The 24,409-nt window shown below is 64.9% G+C and carries 27 protein-coding genes and 1 pseudogene; 22 read left to right on the top strand and 6 right to left on the bottom strand.

Features of this window, described 5'->3' with window-relative positions; translation table 11 throughout:
* Positions 1–76 precede the first annotated feature (76 nt).
* Positions 77–2,188, bottom strand: a complete 2,112-nt coding sequence (paaZ, locus tag NQJ30_RS16875) for a phenylacetic acid degradation bifunctional protein PaaZ (protein ID WP_255771272.1) — start codon at positions 2,186–2,188, stop codon at positions 77–79.
* Between the two features lie 141 nt (positions 2,189–2,329).
* Between paaZ and NQJ30_RS16870 the strand changes: the two genes are divergently transcribed.
* The 8 genes from NQJ30_RS16870 to NQJ30_RS16835 all read left to right on the top strand — a co-directional run bounded on the left by NQJ30_RS16870 (position 2,330) and on the right by NQJ30_RS16835 (position 8,990).
* Positions 2,330–2,776 (top strand): PaaI family thioesterase, encoded by a 447-nt coding sequence (locus NQJ30_RS16870; protein WP_255771271.1) that lies wholly within the window; start codon positions 2,330–2,332, stop codon positions 2,774–2,776.
* 84 nt (positions 2,777–2,860) lie between these two features.
* Positions 2,861–3,325, top strand: a complete 465-nt coding sequence (locus tag NQJ30_RS16865) for a hotdog fold thioesterase (protein ID WP_255771270.1) — start codon at positions 2,861–2,863, stop codon at positions 3,323–3,325.
* Positions 3,326–3,331: 6 nt separating this feature from the next.
* Positions 3,332–4,696: a phenylacetate--CoA ligase PaaK gene (gene paaK, locus NQJ30_RS16860; RefSeq protein ID WP_255771269.1), complete on the top strand. Its 1,365-nt coding sequence runs from the start codon at positions 3,332–3,334 to the stop codon at positions 4,694–4,696.
* A gap of 98 nt (positions 4,697–4,794) precedes the next feature.
* Entirely contained in the window at positions 4,795–5,415 is a 621-nt protein-coding gene (locus NQJ30_RS16855; RefSeq protein WP_255771268.1) for a TetR/AcrR family transcriptional regulator, read from the top strand.
* A 99-nt stretch (positions 5,416–5,514) separates the two neighbouring features.
* The gene (locus NQJ30_RS16850; RefSeq protein ID WP_255771267.1) at positions 5,515–6,726 is read left to right on the top strand and encodes a thiolase family protein; all 1,212 of its coding nucleotides are present in this window, start codon (positions 5,515–5,517) and stop codon (positions 6,724–6,726) included.
* Positions 6,726–7,517, top strand: coding sequence for an enoyl-CoA hydratase/isomerase family protein (locus tag NQJ30_RS16845; protein WP_255771266.1), 792 nt, complete (start codon positions 6,726–6,728; stop codon positions 7,515–7,517). Before NQJ30_RS16850 ends, NQJ30_RS16845 begins: the two co-directional genes overlap by 1 nt.
* Positions 7,514–8,377: a 3-hydroxyacyl-CoA dehydrogenase family protein gene (locus NQJ30_RS16840; RefSeq protein WP_255771265.1), complete on the top strand. Its 864-nt coding sequence runs from the start codon at positions 7,514–7,516 to the stop codon at positions 8,375–8,377. The genes NQJ30_RS16845 and NQJ30_RS16840 overlap by 4 nt, the downstream gene beginning before the upstream one ends.
* A gap of 139 nt (positions 8,378–8,516) precedes the next feature.
* Positions 8,517–8,990, top strand: a complete 474-nt coding sequence (locus NQJ30_RS16835) for a sensor histidine kinase (protein WP_255771264.1) — start codon at positions 8,517–8,519, stop codon at positions 8,988–8,990.
* A 24-nt stretch (positions 8,991–9,014) separates the two neighbouring features.
* Here the strand turns inward: NQJ30_RS16835 and NQJ30_RS16830 are convergent, their stop codons facing one another.
* Positions 9,015–9,626, bottom strand: a complete 612-nt coding sequence (locus NQJ30_RS16830) for an NADPH-dependent FMN reductase (RefSeq protein WP_255771263.1) — start codon at positions 9,624–9,626, stop codon at positions 9,015–9,017.
* A 193-nt stretch (positions 9,627–9,819) separates the two neighbouring features.
* On the opposite strand from NQJ30_RS16830, the gene NQJ30_RS16825 reads away from it, so the two are divergent.
* The 5 genes from NQJ30_RS16825 to NQJ30_RS16805 all read left to right on the top strand — a co-directional run bounded on the left by NQJ30_RS16825 (position 9,820) and on the right by NQJ30_RS16805 (position 14,042).
* Entirely contained in the window at positions 9,820–9,948 is a 129-nt protein-coding gene (locus NQJ30_RS16825; protein WP_255771262.1) for a hypothetical protein, read from the top strand.
* A 118-nt stretch (positions 9,949–10,066) separates the two neighbouring features.
* Complete coding sequence (locus NQJ30_RS16820) at positions 10,067–11,608, top strand: efflux RND transporter periplasmic adaptor subunit (protein WP_255771261.1); 1,542 nt, start codon at positions 10,067–10,069, stop codon at positions 11,606–11,608.
* 6 nt (positions 11,609–11,614) lie between these two features.
* Complete coding sequence (locus tag NQJ30_RS16815; protein WP_255771260.1) at positions 11,615–12,343, top strand: ABC transporter ATP-binding protein; 729 nt, start codon at positions 11,615–11,617, stop codon at positions 12,341–12,343.
* Complete coding sequence (locus NQJ30_RS16810; RefSeq protein WP_255771259.1) at positions 12,343–13,587, top strand: ABC transporter permease; 1,245 nt, start codon at positions 12,343–12,345, stop codon at positions 13,585–13,587. The genes NQJ30_RS16815 and NQJ30_RS16810 overlap by 1 nt, the downstream gene beginning before the upstream one ends.
* 47 nt (positions 13,588–13,634) lie before the next feature.
* Positions 13,635–14,042, top strand: a complete 408-nt coding sequence (locus NQJ30_RS16805; protein WP_255771258.1) for a hypothetical protein — start codon at positions 13,635–13,637, stop codon at positions 14,040–14,042.
* 212 nt (positions 14,043–14,254) lie between these two features.
* Here the strand turns inward: NQJ30_RS16805 and NQJ30_RS16800 are convergent, their stop codons facing one another.
* On the bottom strand, positions 14,255–15,172 hold the full coding sequence (locus NQJ30_RS16800) for a LysR substrate-binding domain-containing protein (protein WP_255771257.1): 918 nt from the start codon (positions 15,170–15,172) through the stop codon (positions 14,255–14,257).
* 195 nt (positions 15,173–15,367) lie between these two features.
* Here NQJ30_RS16800 and NQJ30_RS16795 point away from each other — a divergent pair, with 195 nt between their 5' ends.
* The 5 genes from NQJ30_RS16795 to NQJ30_RS16775 all read left to right on the top strand — a co-directional run bounded on the left by NQJ30_RS16795 (position 15,368) and on the right by NQJ30_RS16775 (position 20,623).
* On the top strand, positions 15,368–15,880 hold the full coding sequence (locus NQJ30_RS16795; RefSeq protein ID WP_255771256.1) for a hypothetical protein: 513 nt from the start codon (positions 15,368–15,370) through the stop codon (positions 15,878–15,880).
* Entirely contained in the window at positions 15,877–16,734 is an 858-nt protein-coding gene (locus tag NQJ30_RS16790; protein ID WP_255771255.1) for an HAD-IIA family hydrolase, read from the top strand. Before NQJ30_RS16795 ends, NQJ30_RS16790 begins: the two co-directional genes overlap by 4 nt.
* Positions 16,731–18,611: a PEP-utilizing enzyme gene (locus NQJ30_RS16785; RefSeq protein ID WP_255771254.1), complete on the top strand. Its 1,881-nt coding sequence runs from the start codon at positions 16,731–16,733 to the stop codon at positions 18,609–18,611. Before NQJ30_RS16790 ends, NQJ30_RS16785 begins: the two co-directional genes overlap by 4 nt.
* Positions 18,612–18,737: 126 nt before the next feature.
* Positions 18,738–19,706, top strand: coding sequence for a PEP/pyruvate-binding domain-containing protein (locus tag NQJ30_RS16780; protein ID WP_255771253.1), 969 nt, complete (start codon positions 18,738–18,740; stop codon positions 19,704–19,706).
* 95 nt (positions 19,707–19,801) lie between these two features.
* Positions 19,802–20,623: an SDR family NAD(P)-dependent oxidoreductase gene (locus NQJ30_RS16775; protein ID WP_255771282.1), complete on the top strand. Its 822-nt coding sequence runs from the start codon at positions 19,802–19,804 to the stop codon at positions 20,621–20,623.
* A 92-nt stretch (positions 20,624–20,715) separates the two neighbouring features.
* On the opposite strand, the gene NQJ30_RS16770 is transcribed toward NQJ30_RS16775, so the two are convergent.
* Positions 20,716–21,018 (bottom strand): DUF4193 domain-containing protein, encoded by a 303-nt coding sequence (locus NQJ30_RS16770; RefSeq protein ID WP_255771252.1) that lies wholly within the window; start codon positions 21,016–21,018, stop codon positions 20,716–20,718.
* Positions 21,019–21,466: 448 nt separating this feature from the next.
* On the opposite strand from NQJ30_RS16770, the gene NQJ30_RS16765 reads away from it, so the two are divergent.
* Positions 21,467–21,811, top strand: coding sequence for a hypothetical protein (locus NQJ30_RS16765; RefSeq protein ID WP_255771251.1), 345 nt, complete (start codon positions 21,467–21,469; stop codon positions 21,809–21,811).
* Positions 21,812–21,815: 4 nt separating this feature from the next.
* Positions 21,816–22,466, top strand: coding sequence for a LysE family translocator (locus NQJ30_RS16760; RefSeq protein WP_255771250.1), 651 nt, complete (start codon positions 21,816–21,818; stop codon positions 22,464–22,466).
* Between the two features lie 12 nt (positions 22,467–22,478).
* Here NQJ30_RS16760 and NQJ30_RS16755 read toward each other — a convergent pair whose 3' ends face one another.
* Positions 22,479–22,877 (bottom strand): cupin domain-containing protein, encoded by a 399-nt coding sequence (locus NQJ30_RS16755; RefSeq protein ID WP_255771249.1) that lies wholly within the window; start codon positions 22,875–22,877, stop codon positions 22,479–22,481.
* A gap of 255 nt (positions 22,878–23,132) precedes the next feature.
* On the opposite strand from NQJ30_RS16755, the gene bcp reads away from it, so the two are divergent.
* Positions 23,133–23,612 (top strand): thioredoxin-dependent thiol peroxidase, encoded by a 480-nt coding sequence (bcp, locus tag NQJ30_RS16750; RefSeq protein ID WP_255771248.1) that lies wholly within the window; start codon positions 23,133–23,135, stop codon positions 23,610–23,612.
* A pseudogene (locus NQJ30_RS19155) lies at positions 23,613–23,693 on the top strand (GNAT family N-acetyltransferase); the annotation flags it as partial.
* Positions 23,694–23,978: 285 nt separating this feature from the next.
* Here NQJ30_RS19155 and NQJ30_RS16745 read toward each other — a convergent pair.
* Entirely contained in the window at positions 23,979–24,266 is a 288-nt protein-coding gene (locus tag NQJ30_RS16745; RefSeq protein WP_255771247.1) for a hypothetical protein, read from the bottom strand.
* Between the last annotated feature and the right edge of the window lie 143 nt (positions 24,267–24,409).

Genomic DNA, 24,409 nt, shown 5'->3' with positions numbered 1-24,409 from the left:
CTGTGAAAGGCGCTCAATTATTTACCGACCGTTCGTTCAGTATATGGGCCGGTGTGGGATGGAGGCAAGTGAAGTTTCAGTTCTTTTCCACGAGCGTGAGGACGTCGTACGTGGCCACGATTTCGTCCTTCTGGTTGGTCAGTACCGCATCCCAGGCCACCTCGCCGTATTCGTCGGTTTCACGCGGGGTGATCTTCTTGGCCGTCAGGGTCACCCGGATGGAATCGCCGGCCGCCACGGGCGTGATGAACCGCAGGTTCTCGAGCCCATAGTTGGCCAGGACGGGGCCCGGCGCCGGCTCCACGAACAGTCCGGCGCCCCAGGCCAGCAGCAGGTAGCCGTGGGCCACAATGCCCGGGAAAAACGGGTTCGCTTCGGCCGCTTCCTGGTTGGTGTGGGCGTAGAAGGTATCGCCGGTGGAGTTGGCGAATTTGGTGATTTCCTCGAGCGAGACCTCGCGCAGGTCGGAGCGGATGGCATCGCCGATGTGCAGCGTGGCCAGGGCCTTCCGGAACGGGTGCTGGCCCTCGGTCTCGAGGGTGAAGTTCCGGTCCGCCCCGGTGTGCCAGATGCCGGTGACAGCGGTGAGCATGTTGGGTGAGCCCTGGATGGCGGTGCGCTGCATGTGGTGCATGACCGAGCGGATGCCACCCAGTTCCTCACCGCCGCCGGCGCGGCCGGGACCGCCGTGGACCAGGTGCGGGACCGGAGAGCCGTGGCCGGTGGAGCTGCGGGCGTCCTCGCGGTTGAGCATCAGGACACGGCCGTGGTGGGCGGCGATGCCGGTGACCAGTTCCTGGGCCACGGCCGGATCGTTCGTGCAGACGGTGGCCACCAGGGAGCCGCCACCCCTGGCGGCGAGGCGGACGGCGTCGGGGATGTCCTTGTATCCGATCACGGAGGCGACGGGGCCGAAGGCCTCCAGGGAGTGGATGGCCTCCGTTTCGGGGTCATCCCAGCCGAGCACCACGGGTGACATAAACGCGCCACCTTCCACCGGGCCGGTGGATCCGTCAGCCGAGGTGACCGACGGCGAATCGAGGGTTCCGTACGCAAGCTCACCGCCGGCGTCGAGCATGGACTGCACGGCGGCGCGGACGTCCGCGAGCTGCTCCAGCGATGCCAGGGCACCCATGGTGACGCACTCGGCGCGCGGGTCACCGAGGACAACGCGCTCCTCGATGCGCTTGCCGACGGCGGCGGTCACGGCGGAGACCAGTTCCTGCGGGACGATGGCGCGGCGGATGGACGTGCACTTCTGGCCCGCCTTGACGGTCATCTCGGTGACCATGGACTTGACGAAGGCGTCGAACTCCGGCGTGCCCTCCACGGCATCGGGGCCGAGGATGGCGGCGTTCAGGGAGTCCGTTTCGGAGGTGAACCGGACGCCGCCTTCCACCACATTGGGGTGCGATTTCAGCGTCAGGGCGGTGGAGGCGGATCCGGTGAAGGCCACCAGGTCGCGGTAGTCCAGGACGTCCAGCAGGCCCCGGACCGAGCCTGAAATGAGCTGCAGCGAGCCGGCGGGCAGGATGTTGGATTCGATGATCGCCTTCACCACGGCCGCGGCCACGTAGCCGGTGGGGGTGGCGGGCTTGACGATGGTTGGCACGCCGGCAATGAACGCGGGGGCCAGCTTCTCCAGCATGCCCCACACCGGGAAGTTGAACGCGTTGATCTGGACCGCGACGCCCGGGATGCGGGTGTAGATGTGCTCGCCGGCGAAGGAGCCGTCCTTGGAGAGGATCTCCATGGGCCCGTCCACCACTACCTGCGAGTTGGGCAGTTCGCGCCGGCCCTTGGAACCGAAGGTGAACAGCACGCCGATGCCGCCGTCGATGTCGATCATCGAGTCAATCTTGGTGGCGCCGGACTGGGCCGAGAACGTGTAGAAGTGCTCGCGGCGGGCGTTCAGGTACTGGGCCAGCTCCTTGAGCTTGAGCGCGCGCTGGTGGAAAGTGAGCTTGCCGAGTTCCGTCTGTCCGGTGGTGCGGCCGTAATCGACGACGGCGGCAAGGTCCAGCCCGTCGGCACTAACCTTGGCCAGGACTTCGCCGGTGCTCGCATCCCGTACGGGGACGGCGGGAGCGGTCGAATCGGCGTCGGGCGTCCACCATGAATCCCGCACGAAACTGGGAACGGTCTCGACGGTATTCACGGTGGCTTCAGCAGTTGCGGTGGTGGTCATCGTTGACAGGTCCTTCCAAAACGGGGGACAAACGGTTACCGGCCAGCGCATTACTGACCGTCCGTTCGGTAATATATCTACAGTACATGAATGCCGTGTGCTGCACACTGAAAAGAATCAATGCCGCACCAAGGAGAGCCCATGACTGCCCCAGCCCGGAACACCCCCGAAGCAACTCCGGAAGTCACCGACCCAGAACTCTGGAAAATCACCCTGGGTGAGCTCGACGAGAAAATGGGCGTGAAGATCATCGAGGAGTCCATCGACCGTGTGGTGGCCACCATGCCCGTCGAAGGCAACCGACAGTCCTTCGGGCTGCTGCACGGCGGCGCCTCCCTTGCAGTCGGCGAGGCCGTGGGCTCCTGGGCGGCCGTGATCCACGCAAGCACGCTGGGCAAGACCGCGGTGGGCGTAGACGTGTCCGCCACGCATCACCGCTCCGCACGCGAAGGCCTGATCACCATCACGGCCACACCCATCTACCTCGGTGGCACGCTGACCACCCACGAAGTGCTGATCACCAACGACGCAGGCCAGCGGCTCTGCACCCTCCGCATCACCAATATGCTGCGGAAGCGGAAACACTAGGCAGCGCCCGCCACCCTTGACACCGGCACCCCTTTTGGGATTACCTAATGAACATTCGGTAAATAAAGCTGGAGGCAATGACGCATGACTGAAGCAGCTATCTCCGGGGCAACCCACCCCATCCTGGAAAACGACTACGCCTCCGAATGGATGGGTATCGAAGTCCTCGCGCTCACCGATGGCCACGCCACCGTCCGCATGACCCTCCGGCAGGAAATGCTCAACGGCTTCGGCATGGCGCATGGCGGAATGATCTTCGCGTTTGCCGATACCGCCTTCGCCTTGGCCTGCAACCCCGTGAACCCGGGCCCTGCAGACGAAGGTACAATCACCGTTGCCGCCGGCGTGGACATCAACTTCCTCAAACCCGCTTACCGCGGTCAGGTGATCACCGCCGTGGCGGACCGCCGATCGAGTGCAGGACGCAGCGGCCTGTACGACATCCAAGTATTCGCCGCGGACGCTGCGCAGCACCAGCCTGACGCAGGCCAGCCAGGTGAACTCATAGCCGAGTTCCGCGGGCGCAGCCGAACCATCCCCAAGAAGTAGGAAACCATGACCCTCCATGCCCCCGAAACCCCCGCCTCCAAGACAGCCGCAGCGGGCAGCGACGCCGTCCTGGACCGCGAGGAAACCATCTCCCGCGACGAGCTCGAAGCACTCCAGCTGAGCCGCCTGCAGCACACCGTGGCCTACGCTTACGACCGCGTCCCGCTGTACAAGCGCAAGTTCGACGCCGCCGGCATCCACCCGAATGACCTGCGCGAACTCAGCGACCTGGGCAACTTCCCCTTCACCACCAAGGACGACCTGCGCGAGGAATACCCCTTCGGCATGTTCGCCGTGCCGCAGTCCGAAGTAGCCCGCGTGCACGCCAGCTCCGGCACCACGGGCCGGCCCACCGTCGTCGGCTACACCAAGCAGGACCTCGCCGACTGGGCCAAACTGGTGGCCCGCAGCTTCCGCGCGTCCGGCATCCGCCCGGGCATGAAGGTGCACAACGCCTACGGCTACGGCCTGTTCACCGGCGGCATGGGCGCACACGCCGGCGCCGAGGCGCTGGGCTGCACGGTCATCCCCATCTCCGGCGGGCAGACCGAACGCCAGATCCAGCTCATCCAGGACTTTGAGCCGGACGCCATCCTGGCCACGCCCACCTACCTCCTGACCATTGCCGACGCGATGGCGAAAATGGGGATCGATCCCGCCTCCACGTCCCTGAAGTTCGCCGTCCTGGGCGCCGAGCCCTGGACCGAGGAGATGCGGCACGAACTCGAAGTCACCATGAACATCAAGGCCTGCGACATCTACGGCCTTTCCGAGGTGATGGGCCCGGGCGTCGCCGGCGAAGCGGTGGAGACGCAGGACGGGTGCCACATCTGGGAGGACCACTTCCGTCCGGAAATCATCGATCCCTTCAAACCCGAGGTGGGCACCGAAAACGTCCTGCGCGACGGCGAACACGGCGAGCTCGTCTTCACCTCGCTGACCAAGGAAGCGCTGCCGGTCATCCGGTACCGCACCAAGGACCTCACCCGGCTGCTGCCCGGCACTGCCCGGCCCGCGCACCGCCGGATGGGACGCATCACCGGCCGCAGCGACGACATGATCATCCTGCGCGGCGTCAACGTCTTCCCGTCCCAGATCGAGGAAATCGCGCTGCGGATCCCCGAGCTCAGCCCGCACTTCCAGCTGGAACTCACCCGCCCCGAGGGCCAGCGCATGGACCGGCTGACCGTCCGGATCGAACGCCGCGAAACCGTCACCCTGGAACAAAGTTCGACGGCGGCCCGCGCCCTGCAGGAGCAAATCAAGATCCACGTGGGTTCTTCATGCACCGTGGACGTGGTGGACCCGGGCTCGCTGGAGCGGTCCAACGGCAAGCTGCGCCGGATCTACGACATGCGTCCCAAGCAGTAGGGAGACCCCGGGCGGTGCGGCCTACCGGCTGCCCCGCCCGCCTCCCGTTGCCTGACCGACCGGTCAGAAGAATCACCGTTCATGAGAAACTAGGCACCATGCCCAGCACCACTGATACTGCCAGCCCTGCCGCCACCAAGCGCGGCCGCCCCGGCTACGACCAGCAGTCCGTGCTGCTCATCGCCGTCGACGTCTTCAACCGGCACGGCTACGACGCCACCTCCATGGGCATCCTGGCCGAGAACCTGGGCATCTCCAAGTCGGCCATCTACCACCACGTGCCGTCCAAGGGCGATCTCCTCAAGCTGGCGCTGGACCACGCGCTCGGCGGCCTCGAGGCCATCCTGGAAGCCCCCCAGGCCAGGGTGGGAGCGGCTGACACGCGGCTTGAATTTGTGCTGCGCCAGACAGTGGCCGTGCTGGTGGAGCGCTTGCCGTTCGTCACCCTGCTCCTGCGCCTGCGCGGCAACACCGAAATTGAACGCGACGCGCTGGAACGCCGCCGCGCCTTCGACCATGCCGTGGCCGGGCTCATTTCCGCGGCCCGGGATGAGGGATCGCTGCGGCAGGACATCGACCCTCGCACGGTCACGCGGCTGCTCTTCGGCACCATCAACTCGATCGTGGAATGGTACAAGCCGGGCGGGTCCCTCTCCCCCGAAAAGCTCGCCGACGACGTCATCACCATCGCGTTCGACGGCCTCCACAACCCCCGCTAAGCAGCTGCCAACCCGGCAGGGCATACAATCTTTATAGAACGAACGGTCGGTCACTAAATCCAGCCCGGCCCATTTCACTGGCGAAAAGGACTTGTTCTGATGGTTGAGGCATTTCTTGTTGGTGGCGTCCGGACGCCTGTAGGCCGGTACGGCGGAGCACTCTCGGCGGTCCGCCCGGATGATCTTGCGGCCCTGGTGGTCCGCGAGGCAGTTTCCCGCGCCGGGCTTGATCCGGACAGCATTGAGGAAGTCATCCTCGGCAACGCCAACGGCGCCGGCGAAGAAAACCGCAACGTGGCCCGGATGGCCACCCTGCTGGCAGGGCTCCCCCTCCACATCCCCGGGATCACGGTCAACCGGCTCTGCGCCTCCGGCCTAAGCGCCATAATCATGGCCAGCCACATGATCAAATCCGGCGCCGCTGACATCGTGATCGCCGGCGGCGTGGAATCCATGAGCCGCGCGCCGTGGGTCCAGGAAAAACCCGCCACCGCCTTCGCCAAGCCCGGCGCCATTTTCGATACGTCCATCGGCTGGCGGTTCGCCAACCCCCTGTTCACCAAGGGTGAGCTGTCCCGCGACGGCAAGATGACCTACTCCATGCCGGAGACCGCTGAGGAAGTGGCCCGGGTGGACGGCATCTCCCGCGAGGACGCTGACGCGTTCGCTGTGCGGTCCCACGAGCGGTCCCTCGCCGCCATTGCCGGCGGCCGGTTCAAGGACGAGATCGTCCCCGTGACCGTCAAGACCCGCAAGGCCGAAACCGTGGTGGACACCGATGAAGGCCCCCGCGCCGGCACCACCATGGACGTGCTCGCCGGCCTCCGCCCGGTAGTCAAGGGCGGATCCGTGGTCACCGCCGGCAACTCCTCCACCCTTAACGACGGCGCCTCGGCCATCATCGTGGCCTCCGAAGCCGCCATCGAACGGCTCGGCCTGGTGCCGCGTGCCCGTATCATTGACGGCGCCTCGGCCGGCTGCGAACCCGAGATCATGGGCATCGGCCCGGTCCCGGCCACCCAGAAGGTGCTCCAGCGAACCGGCCTCAGCGTCGGCGACCTCGGCGCCGTCGAACTGAACGAAGCTTTCGCCACGCAGTCGCTGGCCACCATGCGGCGGCTGGGCCTGGATCCGGAGATTGTGAATAACGACGGCGGCGCCATCAGTTTGGGCCATCCGCTCGGTTCCAGCGGATCACGGATCGCCATTACCCTGTTGGGGCGGATGGAACGTGAGGACGCCAAACTCGGCCTCGCCACCATGTGCATCGGCGTGGGCCAAGGCACTGCGATGCTGCTGGAGCGGGTGTAATGCCGGCGCCGGAGAAGGGCACCGGAACCCTCGCAACCGAACAGTTCAGCACGCTCCTGGTGGAGGAGCGGGAGGACCGTGTGGTGGTCCTCCTTAACCGGCCGGAAGTCCGGAACGCCATCGACCAGCAGATGGTGGACGAACTCCATATGGTCTGCGCCGCGCTTGAACAGAACCCCAAAGTCCTGATCATCGCCGGCGTGGACGGTGTCTTCGCCTCCGGAGCGGACATCGCCCAGCTGCGCGAACGCCGTCGTGACGATGCGCTGATGGGCATCAACTCCACCATCTTCGTCCGGATCGCCAAGCTTCCGATGCCCGTGATCGCCGCGCTGGACGGCTACTGCCTGGGCGGCGGTGCCGAACTCGCCTACGCCGCGGACTTCCGCATCGGTACGCCGAGCGTCCGGATCGGGAACCCCGAAACAGGCCTGGGCATCCTCGCTGCAGCCGGTGCCAGCTGGCGGCTGAAGGAACTGGTGGGCGAGCCGCTGGCGAAGCAGATCCTGCTGGCCGGCCTGGTGCTCCGGGCCGACGACGCCCTGCGGGCAAACCTCATAACGGAAATCCACGAGGCCCCCGAGCTGATGGACGCCGCCCACAACCTCGCGGACAGGATTGGCCGGCAGGACCCGCTGGCCGTCCGCATCACCAAGTCGGTGTTCCATGCCCCGGCCGAGGCGCACCCGCTGATTGACCAGCTGGCGCAGGGCATCCTGTTTGAATCCCAGGCCAAGTTTGACCGCATGCAGAAGTTCCTGGACAAGAAAGCAGAGAAGAAGCAGCCATGAGCCACCCGAATCCCAACCTTCCCGCCACCGTCGGTGTCCTCGGCGGGGGCCGCATGGGCGCCGGAATCGCCCACGCCTTCCTGCTCAACGGAGCCAACGTCCTGGTGGTGGAGCGCGACGACGAGTCTGCCGAAGCCGCCCGGGAACGGGTGGAATCCGCGGCCGCCAAGAGCATCGAGCGCGGCGCCACGGACGTCAACCTGGATGAGATGGTCTCCCGCCTCGCCGTCACAGTGGACTACGACGACTTCGCGGACCGCAAGCTGGTGGTGGAGGCCGTACCCGAGGACTGGGACCTGAAAGTCACGGCCCTCCGCGGCATCGAAGCACGCCTGGCCGAGGACGCGTTCCTGGCGTCCAACACGTCGTCCCTGTCCGTGAACGGTTTGGCCCGGGAGCTGAAGCGCCCGCAGAACTTCCTCGGCCTGCACTTCTTCAACCCCGTCCCCGCCTCCACGCTCATTGAAGTGGTGCTCGGCGAGCAAACCTCCCCGGCCGCGGCCGCCGCGGCTAAAGGGTGGGTCGAGGCACTCGGCAAAACCGCCGTCGTCGTCAATGACGCGCCCGGCTTCGCCTCGTCTCGGCTCGGCGTGGCGATCGCGCTCGAAGCGATGCGCATGGTGGAGGAGGGCGTGGCGTCCGCCGAGGACATCGACGCCGCCATGGTGCTGGGATACAAGCACCCCACGGGACCGCTGCGGACCACTGACATTGTGGGCCTGGACGTGCGGCTGGGCATCGCCGAGTACCTGCAGTCCACGCTGGGCGAGCGGTTCGCCCCGCCCCAGATCCTCCGCGATAAGGTGGCCCGCGGCGAGCTGGGCCGCAAGTCCGGAAAGGGCTTCTTCGACTGGTCCTGACCTACCTGCTCCCCTATGGTCCCCGCCGCAACTGATTCCTGAAAATTTGATGAGATCTTGAGCTAACCCTTCGCAACCCATGCAGTTCGGGGTTCACTCTGGATTTATCACAGCAGGAAACGGCGGGGAAGGTAGTTCAATGGGGAACGAATCAGCTCTCGACGAGGTAGTCGCGGAGGGTGGAGTGATCACCGATCACCATCCCATCGATTTCTACAGCTTGGGGCTGGCCGGTTGTATTGACCGGCTCACCGGCCCTCTCCGCCAACAAGGGACGGCAGTCCGCTGGGATACTCCGCACTGGGGCATCGAGATCCCGGCGGACTGCGCGTCCCTCCTTTACCAGGCAGCCCGCGAAGCGCTGAGCAACGCGTTTAAATACTCAGCGGCCTCCGAACTCACCGTCCAGCTGGCCGCCGTGGGTCACGGCGTGCGCCTGATGGTGTCCGACGACGGCCTGGGCTTTGACAGCCACCTTGCCCTGAGCGGGCGTCACCACGGCTACGGGCTGCGGCTGATGTCGGTGGCCGTGCACGAGGCCGGCGGCACCGTGCAGGTCACTTCGACGCCGGGGCAGGGCACCACCGTTACCGTCACCCTGCCCCTGGACTGAACCTATGGACTCCGAAAGGCAGGCCTACCGTGAAAGCTTGTCAGGGTCCGGCTCCGGATCGCCGATGTGGCCCGGCGCATTGGCGTCCAGTACCCGCTGAACGAAAGCGCTGTATTCCTCCATGTAGTGCCGCAGGAACTTGGCCGTCGATTCATCCCGGATCCCGCCGTCTTCCCCGAAGACCTCGGGCTTGAACTGGATGTAGGCCTCCGGGGCGTTGAGCTGGGGCGCGTCGAGGAAGCTCAGGACGCTGCGCATATTGGACTGCATCACGGCCGTGCCGATGCTGCCCGGCGAGGCGCCGATGATGCCGGTGGGCTTGCGGGCGAACGAGTTGGTTCCCCAGGGCCTGGAGCCCCAGTCGATGGCGTTCTTAAGCGCACCGGGGATGGACCGGTTGTATTCGGGGGACACAATGAGTAGGCCGTCGGAGGCCTCGATGGCTTCCTTGAGGGCACGGCCTTCCGCCGGGTAATCGGCGTCGTAGTCGTAGCTGTACAGCGGCAGGTCCCTGATGGGGATCTCGGTGAATTCGAGTTCCTCCGGCGCGAGTTTGACGAGCGCCTGAGCGAGTTTGCGGTTGATGGACCCTGTCGCGAGGCTCCCCACAAAGTATCCGATCCTAAACGTTGCCATGCGATTGTTCCTTCCCAACAGCCGGCAGGCCGGCTGGCCAAAGAATTTGGATGGTGAAGCGGCACAGTGCCCCACCAGTCCAGCACAGATTCACACCCGCAGCCATAGCTGCTGCGGGGTTATTGACACCCCGCAGCGGGAAGCGCTGAATGATGAATATGCCTCCATCCACACAGCATTCGAAGGAGATCCATTGAAGGACAAGCCAGCGCAGCGGATCCACAGCGACGCCCCGGCAGAGGGCGACGAAGCAGCGGACCCCACCGACGTCCGCGAGCACTCCCAGGACCCCGCCGAAGGTGCAGACCCGGACGACGATTAGCCGAGGGAGCGGGCAGGGCCACTAAAAGGCACCCGCGCGCCCCGGTGCGCGCTTCACATGGGGTAAATCGTCAGGCAGCACTCGGGATGCTTGCAGCAAGCGGCCATAGTGTTCGGGCATGCTCACAAAGCTTCAACTTCTTAACACCGGCATCGGGGTGGCTGTCGTCGGCATTGTTGCCGGCGCATTTTTCGTGATTAATGGTGTGCCGCAAGCGGCCTTTGACACCACAGCCCGTACCGTCTCGGTCAGCGCGGCGGACCTCACTGCCGTGTCCACTGCCAGCGGGAACGTTTCGCCGGCAAGCACCACTGTCATCAACGCGCAGAACTGTAGCGGACCAATCGCTACGGTCTCGGCAGCGACGGGTCAGCAAGTCACAGCAGGGCAGGTTTTGGTGACGATTGACCCGACCAACGCCCAAAACGCCCTGGCTGTTGCCCAGGCCCAACTGGATTCCGCCGCGGCGCAGGCCAATCAACAGCAGGCTGCGGCCAGCAACCAGGTAGCTGCGGCAAACCAAAGCCTGGCCAACGCCCAGCAAACGGCCAACCTGGACGCCGGCCAGCAGGCCGGTGCCGTGGCCGCGGCGCAGACTGCCGTGAACACTGACAACGCAACTGTCGCGTCTGCCCAGACCGCTGCCAGCGCCCAGCCCACCAGCCAACCGGCCCAGATTGCCCTCAACGCGGCGCAGGCCCAGCTGGCGAAGGACAACCAGGCACTGACCCAGGCGGTCAACCAGCAAGCAAGCTCAGCCCTTAAGGACAAACAGCAGCTCGCCTCGGCCGCGACTGCCCTCAACTCCGCCCAGAATGGCGGCGGCACGACGTCGAACACCACCGCCGCCCTGGTCGCGGTCGACACTGCAACCAAGAACCTGGCGTCCTGCTCCCTCGCGGCCCCGGTTGCAGGCACGGTCACCGCCATCAACGCCGTCGTCGGTGGCAACGCCGGCAGCAGCTCCGGCTCGTCCGGCACCGGAGCCGGATCCGGCTCCTCGGGAGCATCCGGCGCCGCGGGCAGCGCATCGGCGAGCGCCGCGAGCACATCGTCCTCCGGACTCATCACGATCAGCGACACCGCCCATCTGCAGGTCATTGCCAACTTCGCCGAATCGGACATTGCCGCCATGAAGACCGGCGACTCCGCGACCTTCACGTTCCCGGCGCTCAAGACCGATTCCTCTGCGGCACCCGTCACCGGCACCATCACGGCGATCGCCCAGAACGCCACCACCGCCAACAACGTGGTCAGCTACCCGGTGACCATCTCGATCAGTAATCCCCCTGCCGACCTCCGGCTCGGCCAGAGCGCGAATATCTCCGTGACCACCGCCACCGCAAAGAACGCCCTGGCGGTGCCTACCCTGGCAATCACCAGCACCGGAACCAGGCAAACCGTTGATGTCCTCAAGAACGGGACGTCGACGCCGGTGACCATCACCACCGGGATCACGGACAACGGACGCACGCAGGTGCTTACCGGCCTCAGCGCAGGCGATCAGATTGAACTCCCGGTCATCTCATCCACGTTGGACACCACCGGGACTACCGGACGAACCGGGGCGGCCGGCGTCGGCGGCACGGGTGGGTTCGGTGGCACAGGTGGCGCCGGCTTTACCGGCGGCACCGGTGGCACCCGTGGAAATGGCGGGTAGGAGGCCGTGAGCGACGCAGTTATTCAGCTGGACTCCGTGAGCAAGACCTACGGCAAAGGGGAAGCCGAAGTGCGGGCACTGGATTCCGTCAGCATCTCCATTGACCGCGGCGACTTTGTGGCCATCATCGGCGCCTCAGGCTCCGGAAAGTCCACCATGATGAACATCATCGGCTGCCTCGACGGCGCCACCCGGGGTACCTATCACCTGGACGGCATCGATACCGGGACCTTGGACGAATTCCAACTCGCGCAGATCCGCAACCGCAAAATCGGCTTCGTCTTCCAAAACTTCAACCTGATTCCGCGCACCCGCGCCGTGGACAACGTTTCCATGCCGCTCGCGTACGCAAAAGTGCACCGCAAGGAACGACGCGAGAGGGCCTTGGAAGTGCTCCGCTCAGTAGGCCTGGCGGAACGGGCCGACCATAAGCCTTCACAGCTCTCCGGTGGCCAGCAGCAGCGTGTTGCCATCGCCCGTGCCCTCGTGACAAACCCGGTGTTGTTGCTGGCGGATGAACCGACGGGAGCATTGGATAGCAAGTCCTCGCACGAGATTCTGGACCTCTTCGAGTCGTTGCACGCCAACGGACGGACCATTGTGATGATCACTCACGAGGCCGACGTCGCGGCACGGGCCAATCGCGTAGTGCGGTTCCAGGACGGGCACATCATTGAGGACCGCCGGATCCGCGACGTCCACGCCCACCCGGTGGCGACGGCGGTGCCGGCCTGATGATCGCCGAATCCGTACGCTTCGCCCTGACGGGGGTGCTGGCCAACAAGATGCGCTCCATACTCACCACACTGGGCATCCTGATCGGCATCGCATCCGTGATCATCCTGCTGGCCGTGGGCGCCGGGACCTCGAACGCCATCAAGGCCCAGATCGGCAAACTGGGAACGAACGTGCTCACCGTGAGCCGCCAGACGACGGCGGGCGGGCGCGCCGCAGGCGGCGGACAAACCGTCACCGGGCCCCGGTCCCGCGGAACCAACCTGACCCTCCAAGACATGGCGGCGCTGACTGATCCCGTCATGGCCCCCGACGTCGCCACGACAGCGCCCGTAGTCACGGCACAGAACGTCACGGGAACTTTCCAGGACGCAACCCACACCGTCGCAACGTTCGTGGGGACCACGCCGTCGTACTTTGCCATTTCGAACGACACACTGGCGGCGGGCTCCTACTTCAGCGACGGTGACGCTGGCAGCGGCACCGCGGTAGCCGTGATCGGCAACACCGTCGCACAGGATCTGGTGGGAAGCGCAGTAACGTCCGCCGTGGGGCAAACAATCGCCCTCAATGGCCAGAACTTCGTGGTCTCCGGGGTCTTGGCCCAGAAAGGGTCCTCGGGCCTGAACGACCCGGATGACATTGTGGTGATCCCCTACGGCGCCGCCCAGGACAAGTTCACCGGGTACTCGCCTTCCCTGGCCTCCATCAGTGTCCAGGCGCAGTCAGCGGACGTGATGAACCAGGCCCAGAACGAGGTCCAGATGATTCTCGACGCCAGGCACAACGTCACGTCCGCCAACCGTGACTACCAAGTACGGAACCAGGCCCAGATCCTCACGACGGCCACCAATACCACAGCCACCCTGACCGTCCTCCTGGGCGCCGTGGCCGGCATTTCGCTTCTAGTGGGTGGGATCGGAGTCATGAACATCATGCTGGTCACGGTCACGGAACGGACCCGCGAGATCGGCATACGCAAGGCGATAGGGGCCTCGCGGGGCAGCATCGTGAGTCAGTTCCTGATCGAATCGCTCATCATCTCGCTGATCGGCGGGGTGATGGGTATTGCCGCAGGCTACCTCGGCAGTGCCTTCCCCTTGCTGGGAACCCAGCCCGAGGTCCAATGGTGGACCGTGTGGCTGTCGTTCCTCGTGTCCGCAGCCATCGGCCTTGTTTTCGGAATCTACCCGGCCAACAAAGCAGCGAAACTCCGGCCGATCGACGCCCTGCGGTACGAATAACCGCCCACAGCCCCACTCCCCCAGCAACTAACACAGGAGATCCATAAATGTCCTATTCAGCACCGGAGCCCGGTTCCACCAACGAGCCGGAGCCCCAGCAGCCGCACACCCGAAATCCTTCCGCGGGACAGCCGACCGTAGTACTGCAAACCATCGGTCAAGAACCTGTCGGCCAGGGCTGGGGCCAACCACAGACGCCGGAACCGTTCGTGCCAAAGAAACGGTTCAAGATGGGACGCGTGACGCAGATCCTCCTTGCCGTGCTGCTGGTTGCCGTCGGGTTCTTTGGAGGCGTAGGCGTGACCAAGTTTATGGACGCGGGCCAGACCCGCCCGGGCCGCGGCCAGTTCCAGAATCTAAACGGCGGCCAAGGCAGGAACCGCCAGAACGGGGCGCCCGCCAACGGGACATCGCCGAGCGCTGTTCCCACCGCGCCCGCCACAGCGGCGCCGTAATCACCCAAACAGATCCAGTTTGTCAAAGGATAGGGTTCACGGTGCCGGCCCGACACCGGCTCGTTTATGTCACCGCTACTTGAGTTCCCACCTGTCACCGTCGTCGGTCCTCATGGTGAGACCTGACTTTTGGGGTGAAGAGGAATTGGTGTTTTACCGTCAAGGCGGGCTCCCCGCGCATTAGCAGCAGTGGGGGCCTAAGCGTGATTGCGCTATTGCTCCGCGCCAGCGCTGTGAGCCGGGCCGGGCCAGACCTGTTCGGCAAGCGAGAGCACCGGAGGGAGGGCAGGGTTGTCCGAGTCTCCGCGCCAGGCCATCCGCAGGTAGATCGGCAGGGTCTCATCGAGGACACGTACGAACCGTACATGGGGGTCGGTAACATTCTCTGCCACAGAGGAAACAGTTAGCGAACATCCGACTTCGGCTCCGACCAGAGCCATTGCGGTCCAGGAGTCCGGCGCCCTTTGTACGATATCAGGATCGAAGCCGGCACCCAGGCTGAGCCTGAGCAGCCGGTCGCCCAGGACAGAGCCCTCGTGCGGGGGCAGTGCCACCAAAGGCTCGCCGGCAAGGTCCGCCAGGTGCACGTCCTCCTGCGAGGCCAGCCGGTGGGATGCTGGCACGGCCATCACCAAATGTTCCTCCACGATGATGCGGGACTTCACGCCGGCCGGCACAAAATCCCACCGGCCAAGGCTGATGTCCACTTCGCCGCGGAGCACCCTGGCCAGGGCCGGCAGGGCGAAGTCCTGGCTGTTCAGGCGGAACTCGATGCCCGGGTGGACCCTCCGGACTTCCCGGGCGAGGACACCCACCAGTACATGGGTTGACGCACCGGCATAGGCGAGCTTGACCGTGCCCGCTTCCCCGCGGTTAGCGGCGAGAACGCCCGCTTTGGCACTGTCCGCTGCAGCAAGGATCTCCCGGGCCGGCGTGATGAGGGCCGCGCCTGCAGCTGTCAGCTGGACGCTGCGCGTGCTGCGGACAAACAGGTCAGCGCCGAGGTCCCGCTCCAGCTGCCGTACGGTACGGCTCACCGGCGGCTGTGCCAGGCGGAGCCGCTCCGCCGCCCGGCCGAAATGCAGCTCCTCCGCCACGGCCAGAAACACTCGCAATTGCTGAATCTCCATACGGACATTCTTTCACAGATGGCAATAATCCGTGCCCTAATAGGTATTGGACGCGGTGTAATCGCTGGTGGGATAGTGAAACAGATCCCAATGGAAGAGGACCCATGAAACTGCAGAGCAGCGTAGCTCCCCGCGAGAAGGTGGCATCCCCCGGCCGGCAAGCCGCACGCGCACGCCAGGACGCCTTCGGCCGCAATGCCAGCGGGCCTTTGGCCGGAATCGTCATCGCCGACTTCAGCCGCGTGCTCGCCGGCCCCTACTGCGCAGTACATCGTCACGCAGGCCACCCTCAACGTCATCACCGGTGAAAGGTACAAACAGATCTCCGATGAGGTCATCGACCTCCTGCGCGGCGACTTCGGGCCCCTGCCCGGGGCCGTCAACCCCGAACTGATGGACCGGGCCATGGCCACCAAACGCGGACAACAGCCCGTCAACGACGGCGGCGAGGTCACCATCGCGGACCTGCGGCGGCGCTTCGGGGCCACCATCAGCGACGAGGAACTGCTGCTCCGGGCGGTCATGCCGGCCGAGCAGGTGGACACCATGTACGCCGCGAAGAAGAATTCGGCCACGTCAACGCTGCAGCGGTTGCTCGCAGCAGTGGATGACCGGCCCTCCACCTTGGTGTCCGTCAGCGACGGCACCACGAAATTTTCCATTCAACGCGGGCCTTCCGAAAACGCCGCACAGGGGGCTACAGCATGAACCATCTGATACAGAATTCCCGCGGCTGGGTATTGGATGTCGATGGTTGCCTGATGCGCACAAAGCGCGCCGGCGGTGCCGGCGGGGAAGCCATGCCGGGGGCCGCGGAGCTGGTGGCAGCGCTCTACGCTGCCGGCCACGCCGTGGTTGTCTGCACCAACGCGTCGGAGAAGACCCCGGCCGAATACGCCGCACACCTCCGCTCGCAGGGAATCGGAATCCGCGACGAGGACTTCGTGACCGCCGGCAGCGCAGCCGCCGAGTACATTGCACACCGGCATCCCGGGGCCAGGGTGCTGGCGCTCGGAGCGGAGGGTCTGAGCGCCCCGTTGCGCAGCCTGGGCGTGGACCTCGCCGACCCCGCACAATCGGAACTGGCCGACGTCGTGGTTGTCGGTGCCGCAACCGGGTTCAGCACTGAACAGATTAACGCGGCCAGCCTCGCCGTCGACGCGGGCGCTCCGCTTTACACGACCGTGGACGTGCCGTGGTTCCATGGCGGTCTCGGCAAATCTGTATGCGTGTCGGCAGCCATCGCCAACGCCGTCGGCTGGGCTGCCGGAGCCGTGCCGCAGGTCGTCGGGAAACCCTCTGCCGCGCTGGGCGAGACCCTGTTGCGCCGCCTGGGCCTTCCCGCCGGAGAGGTCACCGTGGTGGGCGATGCCACCGTCGAAATCGACCTCGCACGGTCCATGGGTGCCAACAGCGCCCTGGTCCTCTCCGGTGCAACCTCTCCCGGTCTGCTTGCCACGCTCGAAGGAGCTGCCAGGCCGGATCTCGCCTTGGCGGACGTCGCCGAACTGCTTGAATTCCTCACCCGTTCCCTTTCACTGTCGCAAGGAGCCACATCATGACCGAAACCAGCCCGGGCAGCGCAGCCCGCTTCCCGTTCTTCAGCGAGTCCACCGCCCCGGCCGGGGGTGAGGGCTGGGAGTCGATGTATCCCTATTACCTCGTCCCCAGCGAGGAAACTACTGAACACGAGAATGCCCAGTTCTGGTTCGCCGACACCATGCACTGGTCGCGCGGCTGCCACCCGTTCGACAGCATCGGTGCCGAGGCAGTGTACTTGGGCGTGGGCACGTTCAGCACCCGCATCTTCGCGCTGCCCGTGTCCCTGGGCCTGGACGTCCGGGTGGTCAACGGGTATGTCTACATCTCGCCGCTGGGCGTTGAGGACCCGGCCCGGATCCAGGAGCGCGTGGCCATCTTCCAGGAGCGGGCCGGCTACTACTACGCGAACTGGGACGAGCTGTACGGCAAGTGGAAGACCAAGATGGAAGGTGCCATCGATTCCCTGCGCACCATCGAGTTTCCCCGGCTCGCCGACTACGACCCCGCCGAGGTGGTCACCGAAGCCCGCGGCCGGTCCTCGGCCATGGCCGTCATCGAGAATTACCACCGGCTGATCGATGAGTTCTTCTCCATCTGGCAGTACCACTTCGAATTCCTGAACCTGGGCTACGGCGGCTACATCACCTTCTTCCAGTTCTGCAAGCAGGCCTTCCCGCTCATCAGCGAGCAGTCCATCTCCCGCATGGTGGCCGGCGTCGATGTCCTTGCCTTCCGCCCCGACGATGAACTGCGCAAGCTCGCCGCGCTCTCCCACGAGCTGGGCCTCAACAGCATCATCACCGGTGACACCGGCCCGGAAGACATCCTGGCTGCGCTGGCGGAAACCAGCAGCGGCCGGACCTGGCTGGCGGCGTTCGAAGAGGCCAAGGACCCCTGGTTCAACTATTTCGCCGAGTACGGGTTCACCCATGACCAGGAAACCTGGGCCAGCGACCTTTCCATCCCCCTGCAGGGCATCTCACGGTACGCGCTCAAGATTGCCAACGGCGAAGACATCTCCCGGCCCATCGAGCGGCTCCGCGACGAACGCGACGAAATCGTAGACGAATACCGCGCCCTGCTCACCGGCGATGAGGCAAGCCAGTTCGACGAACTGCTCGGCCTCGCCCGGAAGGTCTTCCCGTACATCGAAGAACACAACATCTATGTGGAGCACTGGTCCCACAAGGTGTTCTGGGAAAAAGCCTGGGACCTCGCCAACTTCCTGGTCGATGCCGGGTTCCTCGAGACCGCCGAAGACATGTTCTACCTGAACCGCTTTGAGCTGGACACTGCGCTGTTCGACGTGGTGGATTCGTGGGCCATCGGCGTTCCTGCCCGCGGCAAGAAGCGCTGGCAGGCAGAAATCGCCCGCCGCCGCCCCATCGTCGCGGCACTTCAGACCGCCAGCGCCCCGCCCGCCTACGGCATCCCGCCGCAGCAGGTCACGGACCCGTTTGCCGTCATGAACTACGGCGTCACCACCGAACGCGTGCAGGATTGGCTCGGCGCCTCCGACGGCGCCCAGGACAAGCTCAATGGCATCCCGGGCTCCCTCGGCATCGTCGAAGGCCCCGTCAGGGTGCTGCGCTCCGAAAAGGACCTGCCGCTCCTGCAGCCCGGCGAAATCCTGGTGGCTCCGATCACCGCTCCGTCCTGGGCGGCGGCCTTCGCCGTGGCTACCGGCGTCATCACGGACATCGGAGGGATGATGTGCCACGCCGCCATCGTGTGCCGCGAGTACGGCATACCCGCCGTGGTTGGCACCGGCTTCGCCACAGCCCGCCTGACCACCGGACAAAGGGTACGGATCGACGGCAAGGCAGGCACCGTCGTCGTTCTTGACCCCGCACCCGAAACCACCCATGCCACTGACACCGCCGCTGCGGTCAGCTAGGAGTTCGAAAGTGTATATCCAGGAATTCAACGACCCCGGCTGCCAGGACGTCCGCGAAGTGGGCGGCAAGGCCGCCGGCCTCGCCCAGATGACCGCCGAAGGGCTCCCGTTGCACCCGGCTTCGCGGTGACCGCCGCGGCCTACCGCGCTTACCTCGAGTCGGACGGCCTGAAGGAGTTCACCCGGGGCGTGCTGGAGGGGCTGGGCAGCGGCCGGGACCAGGCAGCGTTCGACGACGCCGCGCACCGCATCAGCCAACGGTTCACCGAGGTGCCTATCCCGGCAGAGGTGGCGGACGCAGTGCGTGGCGCGTACGCGAAGCTATGCAGCGAAACCGGTGTGGAGAACATCGCGGTGGCCGTACGCTCCAGCGCCACGGCTGAGGACTCCGTAGGCGCCAGTTTTGCCGGCGAGTTCGAAACCTGGGTGGACATCGTGGGGGCGGACGAGGTTCTGAAGTACGTGCATGAGTGCTATGTCAGCGTCTTTGCCGGGCGGGTCCTGTCCTACCTCGCCGAGAAGGACATCGATCCGCACGCCATTGAGATGGCTGTGGTGATCCAGAAGACCGTGCGGGCACGCGCGGCAGGCGTGATGTTCACCCTCAGCCCCACCAGCGGTGACCGCTCCAAGATTGTGCTGGAAGCCAGCTGGGGCCTGGGGCTGTCGGTGGTGGGTGGTGAGGTGACACCGGACCGCTTTGTGGTGGACAAGGTGGGTCTGGGCATCGCCGACCGGACTTTGGGTAACAAGATCATCGAATACCGCCGCGGTGACGCGCCGGTGGACGTTCCTGCTGATCGCCGGGACATCCTGTGCCTGCTGGACGACGAGGTAGTGGCCCTGGCAACGCTCGGCAAGAAGCTCGAACGGATCCATCAGGCACCCCAGGACATCGAGTTTGCCGTGGACGAAGAGCTCCCCGAGGGCAGCAACCTGATCCTGCTCCAGTGCCGGCCGGAAACCGTCTGGTCCAACGCCGCCCGCAAGCCCGCCTTCGACGCCGGGGCCAGCATGATGTCCTGGATCACCGGCAGCATCTCCGGTGCCACCCGTCCCCCCGCACACGCCCACAACGCCTCCCACCAACACTAGAAACGCATCACATCCGCGTTCGACTACGCCGGTCCAGACATGCACAAGCAATCTGGACCGGCGCAATCGTTCTTTGAAGTCCGGCGAGTAGGGCCATCGAGGCTGCCGGCGGGAAGAGTTCATTCCTGAAGACGGATGTAAGCAAGGCGGAGGAGGTCGAGGCACTGGTGGAGCGTGCCGTGAAGCAGTATGGCGGCCTGGATGTCGCGGTCAACAATGCTGGCATCTTGCCTCCAACGGCGCCCCTTGCCGAGCAAAGCGAAGAAGACTGGAACAGCATCATCAGCGTGGATGTTACGGGTGTCTTCCTGGGCCTCAAGTACGAGCTAGCAGAAATGGCCAAATCCGGTACGGGCGCGATCATCAACACTGCCTCGGTCGCTGGTCTTCGCGCGGATCCGGGTATGGCCCCTTATGTTGCTGCAAAGCACGCTGTCGTGGGTCTTACCAAAGCTGCAGCTATCGATTACGCCCACACTCAGATTCGCGTGAATGCGATAGCCCCTGGGCTTGTGCGGACGCCCATGACTGAGCGTTGGTTGGAAGACCCCGAGATGCGGGAATTGGTTCTTGCCGACTCGCCGATTCGCAGAGCTGCGGCGCCGGAGGAAATTGCCGGCACCGTGCTCTTCCTTGCCTCGGACATGGCGTCGGCGATCACTGGAGCAATATATCCAGTAGACGGACTGCTCACTGACGCGCGGCCGCGACAAGATCTGCATCAGGTTGACCGACACCCGAACCTGACTTCAGGTAGTCCGGTCGAGACGCGTCAGGATAGGTTCCGAAACGCTTTTGCCGGACTGCTGGGTAAGAGGGCCTCAAATTCAAACCTGACAGCACTGGCTGTCCACGGCGCCCCAGACGGCCGTTCAGTTGGTCCCACTCCTGGGGACGCGCCAGGGTCAGCGCTGTGAAGCATGGTGGATCTTTAAGTGCCTCTCGGGGTTTTGAGTGCGCTTTCGGCCTGAAGCACGTCCGCTGAGCCTGCGATAAAAACTCGCCGCTACTAGCCCTCGCACTCGATGCAGTAGGAATGGCCGTTGCTCTCACGCGCGAGCTGCGAGCGGTGCCGGACGAGGAAGCAGGAATAGCAGGTAAACTCATCCGCGGCCTGTGGAATGACCTGGACGACAAGCTCCTCGGAGACGATCTCTCCACCGGGAGTCAGGCCCTCATCGAGCGCGTCAGCTTCGTCCAGTTCAGTGACGACACTGCGGGCATCCGGTGCATTCGCTGACTGCAGCGCCTCGAGCGAACGGTCTTGGGATTCCTTGACGTCGGAACGGACCTCATCGTAATCGGTTGCCACTTTGGTACTTCTCGTTTCTGGTGTCGTGTTCTTTTCTGACGACACTGCAACGCACACCAAAGGGCGAATGTTCCCGCAAGTGGCCCATCCGCGTCCATCTATTGCGAGGTGGACGTGCAGTAAGGGTGTTCTCGTTCCGGGCCCTTTGGCTTGGCATCGTCCTGAATTGGCGAAGCTCCGGTCAAATAGCGGTTGACCGGAGCTTCGGTACATTATGCAGTCCTGCACCTGAGGAATCGCTGTGAACACCCGGAACGGTTCTAGTGGTTCTAGAACGTCCGAATGTGCTTTAGCGGCGGGGCGGAGGACGGGCTGGCGCGTGCCGCCAGAGCCCGAATCCCCATCCCCATCCCTGACCGGTCATACTCCGCCCTCCGGAGCGGCCCGAAAGGCGCCGGAGGACGCTCTCTGCTTACAATCGAAACCTCAACCGCCTACTGAGGGACCCATGAAGAAACTCGCCACCGCCCTGATCGCCGCAGGCCTCGTGCTGACCGCTTCCGCCTGCACCGCACCCACGCAGCTTTCCACCGCCCAGACCTGCGAACGCATCCAGGTTGTCCTGTCCAACCCGTCAAACGGCGGCGGTCAGACCAAGACCGGCCTGGTGCGCCTCGCCAACCAGATCCGGCCCATCGAAGCTGTGGCGTCCGATGACCTTAAGCCTGCGCTGGGATCCCTGATCGAGTACGCGGACGAGGCTTCCAAGGAGAACCCGGACACGGCCAAGATCGCGCAGATGCAGGCCAATAACCAGGCAGCCAACACGGCACTGTCCACGTTCTGCCAGTAGGCACGTGAACCTCACCCAAGCACTGCTCTCCTTCGCAGTTGTTGCGGGTCTGCTGACGCTCGTCCCGGGCATTGACACGGCTCTGGTGCTCCGCGCAGCCGTTGCCCGGTCCCGCACGTACGCCTTCGCTGCGGCCCTGGGAATCACCACGGGGCTGATGGCTTGGGGAATCGCCGCGGCAGTGGGCGTGTCCGCGCTCCTGGCCGCCTCGGAACTCGCCTACCGGATCCTGTCGATGGCCGGGGCGGCCTACATGGTTTGGCTGGGCGCCTCCCTGCTGTGGAAGAGCCGCACCAAGGGGTTGGCGGCGGAGGGCCCGGCTGCCGTCGAGCTTCCGGCGTCCTCCGGGCGGCAGTTCCTGCGGGGCTGGCTTACCGGCACCGGCACCAACCTCCTCAACCCCAAGGTGGGCGTGTTCTACATCGCCACCATCCCCCAGTTCATCCCGGCCGGAACGTCCCCGCTGCTGATGGGCGTCCTGCTCGCGGGAATGCACTGCGTCCTGGGCTTGGTGTGGCTGTCCGCATTGATCGTCGGGACCGGCTTCGCCTCAAAGTGGCTGAAAGGCCGCCGCAGCGTCCAGATCATTGACCGGATCACGGGCACGGCCCTGGTCGGTTTCGGAGTGAAGCTGGCCCTCGAACCGCGCCTGTGACGACCCGACGGCTCAGAGCAGCGCGTGCATGCCCCGGCTCCGCGGCCGGCCGAAGGACGCCGTCCCGAGGAACTCCACGGCGATGAACGGCTCGGAGCCGACCACCCACTCGTCGTGCCCCGGAGGCAGCGCATAGGTGTCGTGGGCCCTGATAGTGGACCTCACGCCGTCGGACGTTTGAATCTCCAGCGTGCCGGAGACGCAGTAGCCCAGGTGGTTGTGTTGGCAGAAGTCCGTCAGTTCGGTGGGTTTGGCGGATTCGGACCAGCGCCAGCCGGGCGCCAGGATCAGCCGGGCCACAGAATAGTCGTCCACGGTGACAAGATCGAACTCGGCCTTGTCCGGGCACCGTTTTTTGTCCGGGATGTCCAGGGACTTAACGGCCAGTTCTCTGATGAAATTTGCGGTCATGAAGACACAGCCTAGGAAATGATTCGCGGGCTTATGGGGGCAGGAACCACGCCGTCAAGCGTGGCAAAGTTCGGGCGGCGACGTACTGCAGAGACCATTTCTGAGTATCTTTAACCGTATCCTTGCCGCCGCCGAAGTCAATGGACAATGCATGACCTGCGGAATACTCCACATGACGCCGGAGTTGTTTCCACAGGGGAAAGCCCGCTTCACTGGTTTTGCCTTTAAGCCGTCAGAGTCTCCCAAAGGAACGCCATGAGCCACCAACTGACCATCAAGCTTCAGCCAGGTACGCAGGCCCCGGAATTCACCCTCCAGGATGCTGCCGGCAAGAGCATCTCGCTGTCGGACTACCGTGGCAAGAGCGTCATCGTGTACTTCTACCCGGCCGCGGCAACCCCGGGCTGCACCACCGAAGCCTGCGATTTCCGCGACAGCCTCGCTTCCCTGCAGGGCTCCGGTTACGAAGTGCTGGGCATCTCCCCGGACGCCCCGGAAAAGCTGGCCGCGTTCACCGGCGACTTCGGCCTGACCTTCCCGCTCCTCTCGGATGAAGACCACAGCGTGGCGCTCGCCTACGGCGCCTGGGGTGAGAAGCTGGTGAACGGCGAAATCGTCGAAGGCCTCGTCCGCTCCACCGTGGTGGTGGACCCGCAGGGCAACGTGGAACTGGCCCAGTACCAGGTCAAGGCACAGGGCCACGTCGCAGCCCTCAGGGAGACGCTCGGGGTCTAGCAGGATCCCCCGCCGGGGGCGTTGGCATACGACGGCGGTGACATGGTTGGGTGGGCGGCCGTCCGTCAGCGCGCGGACACCATCGTCAAGACCGCGGACGCCGAATCAGTGTTCAACGGGTTCCCGGGGGTGCTGATGCGCCTGAACCTGCGCTGAGGCCGGGCGCTGCAGTCAGGGTTTCTTCCGCCAATTGTTGGGCCAGTCGGAGTCGATCACCCACAAGGCCAGCAGGAGCGCGTCCATTGTCATAAGCCCAGCTAAGAGGTAAGCCCAACCCGTATACCAATGCACGGCATCTCCTGACTCGGTAACCCCCAGCCACTCGATGGTGGTAAGTCTGGCATGGATTGGGTCAGGAAGGAACGGCTACTTCAGCAGTGCCGCCAGCCGGCCGTGGATTTCAGTTTCCCGGTTCAGGCGCCGGGTCAGTTTCTCCACCTTTTCGGAGAGTTCAGCCCCCACGGCCAGCCGGTCCCCGGGCCAGCTCGATGCCTCCCACGACTCACCCAGTGCCCGGGCCAGTGCCCGGGACAGGGACCGGAGCCGCCAGGAATGGCTCAGGTAATGAACAGTGCGCCGGGGGCGGTGGCCCTGCTTCAGAAAACGCCACGAGCCCGTCAGCCTGCCCCGCAGCCCGTTATCGGATCCAGCCATTTCCATAACCCCTGCACCGTCCTCAGGCCAGCCGCGCGTTCCTCGAAGCTCTCCGCTGAAGCTCCTGCTTCGAGTGTGGCCAGTGACGCTCAAGGCACCATCAAGGCGACGCCAATATTCCCGCAAGACCTGTCACCCGCGCT

Origin of the sequence: Pseudarthrobacter sulfonivorans, from assembly GCF_024391045.1 — a bacterium.
GTDB lineage: Bacteria > Actinomycetota > Actinomycetes > Actinomycetales > Micrococcaceae > Arthrobacter > Arthrobacter sulfonivorans_B.
This window is presented reverse-complemented; position numbering and strand designations above follow the sequence as displayed.

What these genes read in the sequence shown, in the direction of transcription:
- NQJ30_RS16845 (WP_255771266.1), top strand. Translation starts at nt 6,726, where the DNA reads ATGCCGGCGCCGGAGAAGGGCACCGGAACCCTCGCAACCGAACAGTTC.
- NQJ30_RS16785 (WP_255771254.1), top strand. Translation starts at nt 16,731, where the DNA reads ATGACCGAAACCAGCCCGGGCAGCGCAGCCCGCTTCCCGTTCTTCAGC.
- NQJ30_RS16745 (WP_255771247.1), bottom strand. Translation starts at nt 24,266, where the DNA reads ATGGCTGGATCCGATAACGGGCTGCGGGGCAGGCTGACGGGCTCGTGG.
- NQJ30_RS16795 (WP_255771256.1), top strand. Translation starts at nt 15,368, where the DNA reads ATGCCAGCGGGCCTTTGGCCGGAATCGTCATCGCCGACTTCAGCCGCG.
- NQJ30_RS16855 (WP_255771268.1), top strand. Translation starts at nt 4,795, where the DNA reads ATGCCCAGCACCACTGATACTGCCAGCCCTGCCGCCACCAAGCGCGGC.
- NQJ30_RS16835 (WP_255771264.1), top strand. Translation starts at nt 8,517, where the DNA reads ATGGGGAACGAATCAGCTCTCGACGAGGTAGTCGCGGAGGGTGGAGTG.
- NQJ30_RS16870 (WP_255771271.1), top strand. Translation starts at nt 2,330, where the DNA reads ATGACTGCCCCAGCCCGGAACACCCCCGAAGCAACTCCGGAAGTCACC.
- NQJ30_RS16790 (WP_255771255.1), top strand. Translation starts at nt 15,877, where the DNA reads ATGAACCATCTGATACAGAATTCCCGCGGCTGGGTATTGGATGTCGAT.
- NQJ30_RS16800 (WP_255771257.1), bottom strand. Translation starts at nt 15,172, where the DNA reads ATGGAGATTCAGCAATTGCGAGTGTTTCTGGCCGTGGCGGAGGAGCTG.
- NQJ30_RS16805 (WP_255771258.1), top strand. Translation starts at nt 13,635, where the DNA reads ATGTCCTATTCAGCACCGGAGCCCGGTTCCACCAACGAGCCGGAGCCC.
- NQJ30_RS16820 (WP_255771261.1), top strand. Translation starts at nt 10,067, where the DNA reads ATGCTCACAAAGCTTCAACTTCTTAACACCGGCATCGGGGTGGCTGTC.
- bcp (WP_255771248.1), top strand. Translation starts at nt 23,133, where the DNA reads ATGAGCCACCAACTGACCATCAAGCTTCAGCCAGGTACGCAGGCCCCG.
- NQJ30_RS16810 (WP_255771259.1), top strand. Translation starts at nt 12,343, where the DNA reads ATGATCGCCGAATCCGTACGCTTCGCCCTGACGGGGGTGCTGGCCAAC.
- NQJ30_RS16840 (WP_255771265.1), top strand. Translation starts at nt 7,514, where the DNA reads ATGAGCCACCCGAATCCCAACCTTCCCGCCACCGTCGGTGTCCTCGGC.
- NQJ30_RS16755 (WP_255771249.1), bottom strand. Translation starts at nt 22,877, where the DNA reads ATGACCGCAAATTTCATCAGAGAACTGGCCGTTAAGTCCCTGGACATC.
- NQJ30_RS16865 (WP_255771270.1), top strand. Translation starts at nt 2,861, where the DNA reads ATGACTGAAGCAGCTATCTCCGGGGCAACCCACCCCATCCTGGAAAAC.
- NQJ30_RS16830 (WP_255771263.1), bottom strand. Translation starts at nt 9,626, where the DNA reads ATGGCAACGTTTAGGATCGGATACTTTGTGGGGAGCCTCGCGACAGGG.
- paaZ (WP_255771272.1), bottom strand. Translation starts at nt 2,188, where the DNA reads ATGACCACCACCGCAACTGCTGAAGCCACCGTGAATACCGTCGAGACC.
- paaK (WP_255771269.1), top strand. Translation starts at nt 3,332, where the DNA reads ATGACCCTCCATGCCCCCGAAACCCCCGCCTCCAAGACAGCCGCAGCG.
- NQJ30_RS16850 (WP_255771267.1), top strand. Translation starts at nt 5,515, where the DNA reads ATGGTTGAGGCATTTCTTGTTGGTGGCGTCCGGACGCCTGTAGGCCGG.
- NQJ30_RS16765 (WP_255771251.1), top strand. Translation starts at nt 21,467, where the DNA reads ATGAAGAAACTCGCCACCGCCCTGATCGCCGCAGGCCTCGTGCTGACC.